Annotated in this window: 9 protein-coding genes; 2 read left to right on the top strand and 7 right to left on the bottom strand. The window is 69.1% G+C overall.

All coding sequences use genetic code 11. From position 1 onward, the window contains the following. Positions 1 to 2: 2 nt before the first annotated feature. The 3 genes from RVF83_RS11240 to RVF83_RS11250 form a co-directional block, all read right to left on the bottom strand. A complete protein-coding gene (locus tag RVF83_RS11240; protein WP_005196727.1) occupies positions 3 to 1,394 on the bottom strand; it encodes an MFS transporter in 1,392 nt (463 codons plus the stop codon). Between the two features lie 113 nt (positions 1,395 to 1,507). Continuing rightward, positions 1,508 to 2,941: a sensor histidine kinase gene (locus RVF83_RS11245; protein ID WP_005196729.1), complete on the bottom strand. Its 1,434-nt coding sequence runs from the start codon at positions 2,939 to 2,941 to the stop codon at positions 1,508 to 1,510. Positions 2,942 to 2,944: 3 nt separating this feature from the next. Next, positions 2,945 to 3,607 carry a response regulator transcription factor gene (locus RVF83_RS11250; protein ID WP_005196730.1) on the bottom strand — a complete coding sequence of 221 codons (663 nt, stop codon included), beginning with the start codon at positions 3,605 to 3,607 and terminating at the stop codon, positions 2,945 to 2,947. Between the two features lie 576 nt (positions 3,608 to 4,183). Here RVF83_RS11250 and RVF83_RS11255 point away from each other — a divergent pair. Beyond that, a complete protein-coding gene (locus tag RVF83_RS11255) occupies positions 4,184 to 4,438 on the top strand; it encodes a hypothetical protein (RefSeq protein ID WP_204718528.1) in 255 nt (84 codons plus the stop codon). Between the two features lie 108 nt (positions 4,439 to 4,546). On the opposite strand, the gene RVF83_RS11260 is transcribed toward RVF83_RS11255, so the two are convergent. Then, positions 4,547 to 5,359: a bifunctional allantoicase/(S)-ureidoglycine aminohydrolase gene (locus RVF83_RS11260; RefSeq protein WP_005196739.1), complete on the bottom strand. Its 813-nt coding sequence runs from the start codon at positions 5,357 to 5,359 to the stop codon at positions 4,547 to 4,549. Positions 5,360 to 5,405: 46 nt separating this feature from the next. Then, positions 5,406 to 6,674, bottom strand: a complete 1,269-nt coding sequence (locus RVF83_RS11265) for a DUF6986 family protein (RefSeq protein ID WP_005196740.1) — start codon at positions 6,672 to 6,674, stop codon at positions 5,406 to 5,408. 150 nt (positions 6,675 to 6,824) lie between these two features. On the opposite strand from RVF83_RS11265, the gene RVF83_RS11270 reads away from it, so the two are divergent. Further along, entirely contained in the window at positions 6,825 to 7,586 is a 762-nt protein-coding gene (locus tag RVF83_RS11270) for an IclR family transcriptional regulator (RefSeq protein ID WP_005196741.1), read from the top strand. A 23-nt stretch (positions 7,587 to 7,609) separates the two neighbouring features. On the opposite strand, the gene RVF83_RS11275 is transcribed toward RVF83_RS11270, so the two are convergent. Both RVF83_RS11275 and RVF83_RS11280 read right to left on the bottom strand, forming a co-directional pair. Further along, a complete protein-coding gene (locus RVF83_RS11275) occupies positions 7,610 to 9,985 on the bottom strand; it encodes a protein kinase domain-containing protein (RefSeq protein WP_005196742.1) in 2,376 nt (791 codons plus the stop codon). A 124-nt stretch (positions 9,986 to 10,109) separates the two neighbouring features. Next, positions 10,110 to 12,302 carry a protein kinase domain-containing protein gene (locus RVF83_RS11280; RefSeq protein ID WP_005196743.1) on the bottom strand — a complete coding sequence of 731 codons (2,193 nt, stop codon included), beginning with the start codon at positions 12,300 to 12,302 and terminating at the stop codon, positions 10,110 to 10,112. Positions 12,303 to 12,315: the final 13 nt, after the last annotated feature.

Raw genomic sequence — 12,315 nt, forward strand, 5'->3', positions numbered from 1 at the left:
CCTTAGGCCCGCCGCGCACCGACCTCGGCGTCGACGAAGGCCCGCCCCTGCTCGCGGTCGAGTGGCGTCTCCGCCTTGTTGCGCAGCACGAAGATGTAGACCAGCAGCGACACCGCGATCACGACGGTGACGTAGGCGATGAACCACGGGACGTGACCGCCGTTCTTCGCCGCCTGGTAGATCAGCGGTGCGGTGCCGCCGAACGCCGAGTTGGCGAGGGCGTAACCGAGGCCCACGCCGAGAGCACGGACGTGCGACGGGAACAGTTCGGCCTTCACGATCGCGTTGATGGAGGTGTAGCCGGTGAGGATGATGTAGCCGATGCCGAGCAGCGTCAACGACGCGGCCACCGAGGTGGTCTGGGGCAGGTAGGTGATCAGGACGTAGGTGTAGATGACGCCGCCGACACCGAAGAAGACGAGCACCGGCTTGCGTCCGACCTTGTCGCTGATCATCCCGCCGATCGGCTGCAGTGCCATCAGGAACACCAGTCCGATCAGGTTGATCCACGTGCCGACGCGGCCGTGGTCCTCGTAGGCGGTCTTGACGATGGCCGGGGCGTTCACGCTGTAGGTGTAGAAGGCGATGGTGCCACCGATGGTGACCAGGAAGCAGACCACCAGCGAGCGCCAGTGGTGAAGGAGGAGTTCGCGAATCGATCCGGACTCGGAATCGGCGCCGGTGCGCACGGCCTCCAACTGCTCCGGGGTGAGCGACTCGTCCATGCTGCGGCGCAGCCAGAAGACCACGACCGCGGCCACACCGCCGATGAGGAAGGCGATGCGCCAACCGAAGTCGGAGATCTGGTCCTTGTCGAGGAAACCCTGCATCACGAGCAGCGTGAGCTGCGCCAGCACGTGTCCGCCGATCAGCGTGACGTACTGGAACGACGAGAAGAACCCTCGACGCTCACGCGTGGCCGCCTCGGACATGTACGTCGCCGACGCACCGTACTCGCCGCCGGTCGCGAAGCCCTGCACCAGACGACAGAGGACCAGGACGACCGCCGCCCACACGCCGATCGATTCGCGGCCCGGTGTCAGTGCGATGACCAGCGAGCACGCGGCCATCAACGACACGCTGAAGGTCAGCGCCGCGCGCCGGCCCCGTCGGTCGGCGTACCGGCCGAAGAACCAGGAACCCACCGGCCGCATCAGGAACGTGACGGCGAAGATGGCGTACACGTAGACGGTGGAGTTCTTGTCGGCCGAGTCGAAGAACTGGCTCTCGAAGTACGTCGCGAACACCGTGTAGACGTAGACGTCGTACCACTCGACGAGATTGCCCGAGGAGCCGCGCAGGGTGTTGTAGACGGCGCGGCGAGTGGCCGCGGCCGAGGATGTCGGTGGTGCGCTGCGCGCATCCGCGGCGAGCCCGGTGGTCGAGTCGGTCATCAGTCCTCCAGTCGTCGAACGTGCACCCGACACGAGTCCGGCGTCGGTGCCCTTAACACTGTGAAGGCAGTCACAGGCTCGATGAAAGCCGATCTCGGTTTCCTAACACTCCCTTAGGACTCGACGTCCGGCGCGAGATCCGCCGCCGGGATCCAGAGGTCGATCCGGAGTCCCGTAGGGCATCCGGCGCGCACCGTCAGTTCGCCGCCGGCGCCCTCGATCAGGGCCCGGGCGATGGACAATCCGAGTCCGGAACCCGGTGCGCTGCCGGCCGCCGCGCGGAAGAACCGTTCCGTGACGCGGGGCAGCTCGTCGTCCGGTACACCGCGACCGGTGTCGGCGACCCAGACCCGGATCCGCGTCGCCTCGGACCGGCAGCCCAGTTCGACGGATGCGCCCGGGCCCGCATGATTGACCGCATTGCTCATCAGGACGTCCAGCACCCGGATGAGGTCGTCCTCGTCGAGCGCGGCGATCATCGACCGGGGTCGAGCCGACGGTAAGGCGATCGACGCCGACAGTCCCGCATCCGCGAACGCACCCGCCCAGAAGTCGTGACGATCGACCAACACCGTGGCGACGTCGCAGACGCCGGTGGCGGAGACTGCGAGCCGGGACTCGGCGGTGGCCAGGGCAAGCAGGTCCTCGACGATGCGGTCCAGCCGATCGATCTCCACGAGCGTCTTCTCGTGTGACGCGAGCGATCGGCCGGTCAGGCCGAGGCCGAGCGTGTCGAGCCGAAATCGGACCGCGGCGAGCGGATTACGCAGTGCGTGAGCGGTGTCGGCCACCAGGCGGCGTTGGGCCGCGGTGGCGTTCTCGACGTCGTCGGCCATCGCGCCGAAGATGCGGGCCAGCTCACGGACCTCCGGCGGGCCGCTGCGCCGGGGATCACCGAGTCCGTCCGGCCTCGGTTCGGTCGCGTCCGGAACGTGGCCGCCGATGGACGCGCGCAGAGATCGCACCCGGGTCGTCAACGCGGTGAGGGGGCGAACCGTCCACCGCGACAGTGCAACCGCGATCAGCGACCCCACCAGCAGCATGGTGAGGGCCCCACCGGCGATCATCGCCCAGTACCTGGCGACATCCCGTTTCGCCGCCGACGTCGATGCCGCGATGACAACCGCACCGTCGACCTGGCTGCCCGTACCGATCGGCTGAGAAACCAGCACCGATGCGGGCGACCAGGGCGTCAGTCCCGACGAGATCCGGGTGCGCTGGTTGCGCAGTGCCTCGGACACCGCCTCGGCGACCTCCGGCGACCGGGCCGAGAGGCCGGCCGAGGCACGCGTCGCGCCGGCTCGATCGACCACCACGACGTCCTCGCCGTAGAGGGCGCTGTAGCGCTCGACAGCCTGCTGCAGCTCGGTACCCCGGATCTCCGGTTCGCGATCGGCGAGGTCGGCGAAGTAGGTCGCGGACGCGATTCGGCTTTCGGTGAACCGTTGCAGCCGTTCACGACTCACCGTCGTCGCCAGGGGGACGGCCAATCCCAGGACCACGATCGCCGAATAGGCGACGAGGACGAGCAGCACACGCCGCCACATCGCTCAGGAGCCCCAGCGGTAGCCGTACCCGCGGATCGTCTCGATCACGCCGGGTCTGCCGAGCTTCGCTCGCAGTGCGGTCATATGGACGTCGAGGCTGCGGGAGATCGCGACGTAGGCGTCGCCCCAGATCGCATCCATCAACTGTTCGCGGCTCACCGCCTCGCCTCGGCGTGCGACGAGGTGCGCGAGGAGTTCGAACTCCTTCGGAGTCAGGGCCACGTCGGCGCCGGCCACGGTGACCCGTCGCGCGTCGAGGTCGACCGTGATGGCGCCGGTCGATATCTGTCGGCCCGCGGCGGCCGGCGCGTCGGCGACCCGCCGCCGGGCGGCCACCTCCAGACGCGCCATCAGCTCGCCGAGCCGGGCCGGTTTGACCACATAGTCGTCGGCGCCCCCGCGTAGTGCCCGGACCACCGAACGTTCGTCGTCCCGCGCAGTGAGAACCACGACCGGCAGCCGGCTGACCGACCGCAACCGGCGCAACACGGTCAGGCCGTCCTCGTCCGGTAACCCCAGATCCAGAAGGGCGAGGTCGAAGTCGCGGTGACCGAGCAGGAGGTCGGCCCCTCGACGCATCCGGCGGGGCTCGTGTCCGACCTCGATCAGGGCATCGACGAGGGCATCACCGACCCCGTCGTCGTCCTCTACCACCGCGATACGCATCGGCCCACGGTACGACAGCGGGTGACCGGAGAACCGGCGCCACCTCGCGGGTGGACTGTGACGAACAGGGTCAGAGGGCGATCTGCCGGTTCACGTCCTCGTTGAGCCGGTAGACGGCCTTGCCCTCGAGGACGTCGAAGACAATCCATCGTGCGAACGCGGTGCGTGGGATGACGGCCACGCCGAGCGGCGTCGCCCGTGCGGTGGGAGGCTGGTCCGGTGGAGAGACTCGATCAGGGTTCCCCGACGACGGTCCTTCTGTGGTGGATACCCGTGGGCGCGGGCGGGCAGGTTGCGCGCCGTACCAGCCGGTGGTGGGAACTGGCACGCGCACGACTGGCCCGCCGTGCGCCTCATCAGCTCTTTCATGCCGCTCTCGAGATCGCGGTCGATGGCACGCGGTTCGTCATCGAGATGGCGCCGGCGTGGAGTGGACCCCAGGGGACGGACCGCGGTGTGGCAGTAACCGGCCCGGTAGGAGTGCGAGCTCTGGGGCACTGGCGCCTCTTTCGATATGAGGTCAGGTGCTGGCCCGACGGAACGATCCCTGACCTGCGCTGGGCTGTGGGCGGGCCGGTGATCCTCACGACCGACCGTGCGACGGCGCGGACCATTGTCGGCAACGTTCGCGACGTGCCGCCGTTGACCTGGGGGCGAAACGTCGAGCCCGCAGACGACATGTGGAACTCGAACTCGGTGGTGTCCTGGCTCCTTGTCACCGCGGGTATCCCGACGTCGACGGTGGTCCCGCCTGCCGGCGGTTCGGCGCCGGGTTGGCAGGCAGGACTGGCGCTCGGCGCAGGCGGCCGGCCGGAGTCGGCCACACCATAGTCGGCGTCGGGACATGACGCGGCCGCGGCGAGAAGCCGGTCCTCCGATGACGAGGCGCCCCCGTGTGTTCCCACACCGGGGCGCCTCGTCGTTCTGTAATCACTTGCGTCAGAGCACGATCTGCCGGTTCACGTCCTTGTAGAGCAGGTACCGGAAGTCCGACGGTCCGCCGGCGTAGCAGGCCTGGGGGCAGAAGGCGCGCAGCGACATGTAGTCGCCTTCCTGGACCTCGACCCAGTCGCCGTTGAGGCGGTAGACGGCCTTGCCCTCGAGGACGTAGAGGCCGTGTTCCATCACGTGGGTCTCGGCGAAGGGGATCGACCCGCCCGGCTTGAAGGTGACGACGTTGACGTGCATGTCGTAGGCCAGGTCCTGCGGGTCGAGCATCCGGGTGGTGCTCCACGCGTCGGTGTCGGGCATGGGGGAGGGCTCGATGTCGCGCTCGTTGCCGAACTTCGGGGTCGGGGTGTGACCCGCGATCGGCTGGTAGCGCTTGCGGATCCAATGGAACGTCGTGGTGGCGTCGCTGCGGTTGTGCGCCGACCATGCGGTGCCTGCGGGCAGGAAGGCGAACCCGCCCTCGGTCAGCGTGTGCTCCTCACCGGCGACGGTGACCGCCAGCGTGCCCGCGGTGACGAAGAGGAATCCCTCGACCTCCGGCTGCGGTTCCGGTGCCTCCGATCCGCCGCCCGGCGCGACTTCGACGATCGACTGCGAGAAGGTCTGCGCGCCACCGGGAACCGGGCTGTTGATCACCCAGGCGCGGGTGCCGGTCCATTCGGGGAAGACCGAGGTGACGATGTCGCGGAGCACGCCGCGCGGGATCACCGTGTAGGCCTCGGTGACGATGGCGCGGTCGGAGAGCAGATCGGTCTGCGGCGGGAGTCCACCGGCGGGGGTGTAGTACGGGGAGACGGTCATCGTGGTGTCCTCTTCGGCGGATGGATGGTCGTGGGGGCTTGCGGTCTCAGGCGGCGGGCGGCCGGTGGAGTGCGAGGTCACGCACCTTCGCGATGGGCAGATCCGTTGCGGCTTCGACCTCGTCGACGGTCAGCGCGCCGCACACCTCACCGCGGCGGATGAAGCCGGCGAGGGCGCGGGCGGTCGCGGGTTCGTCGAGCACCGACGAGGAGACCTTGTGCGCATAGTTGCGCAGACGCTCTGCGGCGGAGTCGAATCCATCGCGGTAGAAGGCGTACGTCGCCAGGAAGCGGGTGACCAGCTGGGCCGGGTGGAGATCCCAGCCCTGATAGAAACCTCGCTCGAGGTGGCGGCGGACCAGTCGCGAGTGCAAGGCCCAACCGGCTTCGACGGCCTCGCGGTCGCCGACCGGGAGGATGTTGGTCGACCCGTCCGACAGGCGCACACCGGTGCCGGCTGCGGCCAGCTGCATCACGGCCTTCGCGTGATCGGCGGCCGGATGTTCCATCGACTGGTAGGCGGCGGCGATGCCGAGGGACGCGGAGTAGTCGTAGGTCCCGTAGTGCAGCGCGGTCACCCGCCCCTCGCCGGCGTGGATCATCTTCGCGACCGGCGCCGAACCGTCGACACCCATCACCGATTGCGGGGTCTCCACCTGGATCTCGAAGCCGACCCGTCCGTCCGGCAGCCCGTGGACGCGCTCGAGCTCGCGGGTGACGGCGACCATCGCGGCCACCTGATCGGTCGAGGTCACCTTCGGCAGGGTCAGAGTCAGGCCGGCCGGGAGGTCGCCGGTGTCGGCGAGTCCGGAGATGAACAGGTCGAGGGTGCGCAGGCCACGAGCCCGTACATCGGCCTCGAAGCACTTGAAGCGGATGCCGATGAACGGCGGTGCGGTGTCGCCGGCGTCGCGGATCGCGGCGACGGCAGCCGCCACGGCCGCGTCCTCCTCGTCGTCGGAACGGACGCCGTAGCCGTCCTCGAAGTCGACGCGCAGATCCTCGATGGGCTCGGTGCGCAGCTTCGACTCGACGAGGGTCGCGAGTTCGGTTGCGGTCGAATCGGTTCGGGCGACGGTCGCGCGGGCGATCGCGTCGAGGCCACCGTGTTCGGCGGCCGTCTCCAGCGCCGTGCGGCCCCACTCCCGGGCGAGGTCTGCGGAATACCGGTCGGCGGGAACGTAGACGGTGTGGACCGGCTGCCGGCTGCCGTCGTCACCGGGGTACCTCTCGGACAGGAGGGCGTCCGCGGGGGCGAGAGCTGTCTCGACCTCGGCCAGGAAGGCCGCACCGAGGCGGCCGGGCTGCACGCTCATGAGGAGTCCTCCGTCGATCCGATGGAAAAATAATTCCGCAGAGTGGAGTTTACCTGAAAGAGTCCACGTCGCCAGTCGCAGGTGGGCATGGACACCAATTGTGGTTTCACATCATGGAACGTAATCTTGGGCCGAACTGTGGAGGTGGCAATGGCGGGTAACTCGGGTGGCGTCCAGTCGGTCGAGCGCGCTTTCGAGCTGCTCGAACTCATCGGACGCGCCGGTGGTGAGTGCTCCCTGAGTCATCTGTCGTCGGAGTCGCCGCTGCCGCCGCCGACCATTCATCGGTTGCTGCGCACGCTCGTGGGCATCGGATACGTCCGGCAACTGCCGAACCGGTCGTATGCGCTGGGCCCGCGGCTCATCCGCCTCGGCGAGGTGGCCAACCGTCAACTGGGCGCGGTGGCCGCACCGGTACTGGGTTCGCTCGTCGCCGAACTCAGTGAGACCGCGAGCCTTGCCGTGCTCGACGGCGACATGGTCATCTACGTGGCGCAGGTTCCGTCACCGCACAGCATGCGCACCAACAACGAGGTCGGGCGTCGGGTGACCATGCACAACACCGCGGTCGGCAAGGCGGTCCTTGCCGAACTCGACGACGCGCGCATCCTCAAGCACGTCACCCAGGCCGGACTCACACCCGCCACCGAGTGGAGCGTCACCTCGTTGTCCGGTGTCTTCGCGGCCGTCGAGCGGGTGCGCGCAGAGGGCGTCGCCACCGACGAGCAGGAGTACGAGGTCGGGGTCTGCGGCATGGCCGTCGCCGTACCCGGTGCGCCGACGCCGATGGCGGTCGGCATCTCGGGCCCGGTGGCCAGGTTCGACGAGGGTCTGCGCGCGCGGGCGGTCGGCGCTCTGCGGGCGGCGGCCGACACCATCTCCGAGGCCCTCATCGGTGCGAAGGAGTCGTAGGCGCTCTCGATCGTGCGGTGACGTCAGATGGTGAGCTTCGTCGGTGAGGTGCGGTTGGCCGAGTCGCCGCTCGAGCCGTCACCGATCTGGCCGTCGTTGTTGAAGCCCCAGCACCACACCGACCCCGAGGCCATCGCGCACGACGTGCCGTTGCCGGTCGAGATCGAGGTGGCTTCGGTCAGGCTGCTGACCTCGCGGGGGATCTTCACCGAGCCGCCGCTGGAGCCGAGCTGGCTGCGGTCGTTGTCGCCCCAGCACCAGGCCTTCCCGTCGGCGACCGCACAGGTGGTTCCCCAGTCGGTGGAGATGGCCGACGCCTTGGAGATGGTGTTCACCTTGGTGGGCGTCGTGCGCGGTTCGGCGGTGCCGTTGCCGATCTGGCCGTAGGCGTTGGCACCCCAGCAGTACGCGTCTCCGCCGGCGATCGCGCAGGCCGTCTGGAAGTACGTGCTGGTGTTGGTGGCCGGGTCGTTGTCGTCGTCGGGGGCCGACTCGTGGTAGCCGCCGAGGGTGATGTCGGTGACCTCGCCGAGCCCGCCGACCTTCACCGGCGCCGACCGTTGGGTGGTGCTGCCGTCGCCGATCTGACCGCTGTCGTTGTTGCCCCAGCAGAATGCCGAACCGTCGGACACGGCGCAGGTGGTGCCGTAGGCGGTGGTGATGTCGGTGACGGCGCCGAGGCCCGGGACCTTGGTCGGGACCGAGACGGCGTCGGTGCCGCCGGTGCCCAGCTGGCCGTACTCGTTGTTCCCCCAGCAGTAGGCGTCGGTGCCGGCGACCGCGCAACTGGTGCCCCAGCCGGTGGTGATCGCCTTCACCTCGGAGAGCGTGCCGACCTTGGTCGCGGTGTCGACGGTGTTGCCGTCGGAGCCGTTGCCGACCTCGCCGTAGTGGTTGTTGCCCCAGCACCACGCCTCGCCGGCGGCGACCGCGCACGCCGTGCCGACGTACTTGTTCTCACCGGTGAGGTAACCGCCGACGGAGACCGACGCCGCGTCGGTGACACCGCCGACCGTGGCCGGACGACTGTGGGGAGTGGTCGTCCCGTCTCCGAGCTGGCCGGTCGTGTTGTCTCCCCAGCAGTTCACGGTTTCGTTGACGATCGCGCAGCTGGTGCCGAAGTTGGTGCTCACCAAAGGCTGGGCGACGGTGGCCTTCTCGGAATCGTCGGCGGTGCCGCTCAGCAGGACCAGCCCGGCGATCGCACCGATGACGACGACCAGCACGGCACCCAGGACGCCGGCGACGATCAGGCCGGTGCGCTTCTTCTTCGGCGGTGTCCCCGGGTAACCGGCCTGCGCGTACGGCATCGAACCCTGCGGTTGTGAACTGTAAAGAGGTTGCGGCCCAGAAGCATTCGGCCGTGATATGTTCGCGGTCGTGCCGGGCCCCGAGGGGTGGTTCATCACCGGCTGCGGGCCGGACGGGCCGGTCATCGTCGGTTGCGGCGGCGGGGTGTACTGCCCGAAGGGTTGGCCGAACGGCTGTTGCGGGGCCGACGGTGCGCCGGTGCTGCCGCCGACCAGCGTGGGCGGGGGAACCGATGCGGCCGCGATCGTATTCCCCTGCGCCGAAGGCGATTCGATCGCCGACTTGAGGGCGGCGGCAAAACTGCGGCAGTCGGGGTAGCGGGCCGCCGGGTCCTTGGCGAGCGCACGCTGGAAGACCGGGTCGAGATGTGCGAGGTCGCCGCGCAACTGGCCGATGTGGGGGACCGGCCGCTGGATGTGACCGAGCATCACCGACGGCTCGGACTGCCCGACGAACGGGGGTTGTCCGGCGAGCAGTGCGTAGGCGGTGCAGGCCAGCGAGTACTGATCGGAACGTGCTGTCGCGTCGGCACCTTCGAGGGTTTCCGGTGCGGAGAACGCGACGGTCCCGATGAACGAGTGGGTGCCGGTCAGGTTGGCCGAACCGGCGAGCTTCGCGATGCCGAAGTCGAGGACGAGGGCGCGATCGATCACCCCCGAGGCGGGGTCGCGGGTGACGAGGATGTTGGCGGGCTTGATGTCCCGGTGCACCACCTGATGACGGTGTGCGTAGTCGAGGGCGTCGGCGACCTGGGTGACGACCGTCGACACCTCGGCCGGCCTCAGTCGCTCTTCGGTGAGGTCCTTGCCCTCCACGTAGCTCATCGAGAACCACGGCGAACCGTCCTCGATCCCGTACTGGTGGATCGTGATGATGCTGCGGTGGTCGAGTTTCGCGGTGGTCTTCGCCTCGTTGGTGAAGCGCTGGTTGAACCCGGGCTGTGCGCTGACGGCGGTCGAGATGACCTTCAACGCCTCACGCCGCTCGAGTTGCAGGTTCTCGACGAGATACACCTCGCCCATGCCACCGGCACCCAGCTGGGAGATTACTCGGTAGCCGGCGATGTGGGTGCCCGGACTCAGCGGCACGGCGACACCTCTTTCTTGGTGGAGAACTCGGACTCATGGCGGACGTACGCTGGGACGATACCCACGCGGCACCGGCCTGGGGCACCCTTCAACCGGATGACCGACGAGTGGATGACGGCCATGTCTAGTACCCGATCCGGGTGGGTGTCAGCTTGTCGTCGGTGTTGCCGATGCCGAGCTGACCCGTCGCGTTGAAACCCCAGCACCACACGTTCGACGACGCGAGTGCGCACGTCGTCCGTTCACCCGTCGAGATCGCGGTGACATCGGACAACCCGTTGAGCCGGGTGGGGTTAGGGCGATCCTCGAGGGTGCCGTCGCCGACCGACCCCCAGGCGTTGGCGCCCCAGCACCAGCCGACACCGCCGGCGATCGCGCAGGTGGTGTGCCCGGTTCCGGTGCTGATCGCGGTCACGTCGTCGACGCCGGTGACGAGGGTCGCGGTGGTGTGCGGGTCCTTGGTGCCGTCGCCGAGTTGCCCGAAAGCGTTGTTGCCCCAGCAATATGCGCTGCCGCCGGCGATGGCGCAGGCCGCCTGATCGCCCGCCGACACCGAGGTCGCGGCGTCGAGATCGGCCACGCGGGTGGGATCGGACCGGTTGTCGGTGGTGCCGTCGCCGATCTGCCCGTTGTCGTTGAGCCCCCAGCAGTACGCGTCGCCGCCGGCCACCGCGCACGCGAAGTTGACACCGACGCTGATCGAGGTCACGTCCTCGAGCCCGGCGACGCGCACCGGACGGTACTGGTTGGCCGTCGATCCATCACCGACCTGATCGAAATCGTTGGAGCCCCAACAGTAAGCGGCTCCGGCGGCGATGGCGCAGGTCGCCCAGTTGGCGGTCGAGATCGCGGTGACGTCGGCGAGGTCGGCCACCCGGGTCGGCTTCCACCGACTGGTCGTCGTGCCGTCGCCGATCTGTCCGTAGTCGTTGTTGCCCCAGCAGTAGGCGACGCCGGCGGCGATGGCGCAGGTGTTGGGGCCGCCGGTGGTGATCGAGGTGACGCCGGTGAGATCGGCGACGCGAGTGGGGGTCCAGCGGTTCGTCGTGGTGCCGTCGCCGAGCTGTCCGGCCTGGTTGTCACCCCAGCACCAGCCGGCGCCGTCGCGGATCGAACAGGTGGTACCGAGGCCGGCGCTGAGTTGAACCTCTTCGGCCGCGGCTGTCTGGGGGGCCGAACCGCCGGCGCCGCCGTGGTCGTCGCCGCGCGTGAGCAGAACGACGGTCGAGCCCACCGCCAGCAGCGCGATCACCCCGATCACACCCGCGATGAGCAGCCGGCGGCGCCGTCGGCCCGGCGGTGCTGCCCGGGTGGGTGCGGAGTGGGCGGGCAGCGGGGGAGTGAAGCCCGGCGCGGAGAGATGCTGGGTTTCCGGCGGCGGCCCCGGCGAAAACCGAGGTGTCTGCGGTCCGTTGTACGGGCGCTGCGGAGGCGGGGGCAGGGTCTTCGGACCGGCCGGCGGCGGGACGATCTGCGTCGCCGCGGTGTCGGTGCCGGCCGCGGCGAGCGCCCGTCGCAGATCGAGGGCGAAGTCGGTGCAGGTGGGATAGCGGTCCAGCGGGCCGCGGGCCAGGGCGCGGTCGAAGACGGGGTCGAGCGCGGCGAGGTCGGGACGGTACCGGCTGATCCGCTCCGGCGGTGAGGTCAGCTTCGCGACGATGTGCCGGGTCTGGGTGTCCGCCTCGAACGGTGTCGCGCCGGACAGCAGCTCGTAGGCGGTGCAGGCGAGGGCGTACTGATCCGACGCCGGGCCGGCCGGTTTGCCGTCGAGGATCTCCGGAGCGGCGTAGACCAGCGTGCCCACGAACGACGACGGTGCGGTCAGCGTGGTCGCGGTGGCGAGTTTCGCGATCCCGAAGTCGAGCACGACCACCCGGTCGAGCGCGTCGTCCATCGCCCGTCGGGTGACGAGGATGTTGCCCGGCTTGATGTCGCGGTGGACGACCCCGTGGGCGTGGGCGTAGTCGAGGGCGTCGGCAACGCGGTCGACGACCGTGAGGATCTCGTCCGGCCGGAACGAGCTGCTCCGGAGGTCCCGTCCGTCGAGGTAGGCCATGGTGAACCACGGGTCGTCGTCGGTGACACCGTAGTGGTAGATCGTGACGATGTTCGGGTGGTCGAGAGATGCCGCGGTCTGGGCCTCCCGGCTGAACCGTCGGACGAATTCCTCGTCCACGGTCTCGGCGATCGAGATGACCTTGAGGGCCTCGCGGCGTCGGAGTTGCGGGTTCTCCACCAGGTAGACGGTGCCCATGCCGCCGGTGCCCAGGCGACTGATCACGCGGTAACCGGCGACCTGGTCGGGCTGGTGGGCCATCATCGCCTCCTGG

It is taken from the genome of Gordonia rubripertincta (assembly GCF_038024875.1).
In the GTDB taxonomy this organism is placed as follows: domain Bacteria; phylum Actinomycetota; class Actinomycetes; order Mycobacteriales; family Mycobacteriaceae; genus Gordonia; species Gordonia rubripertincta.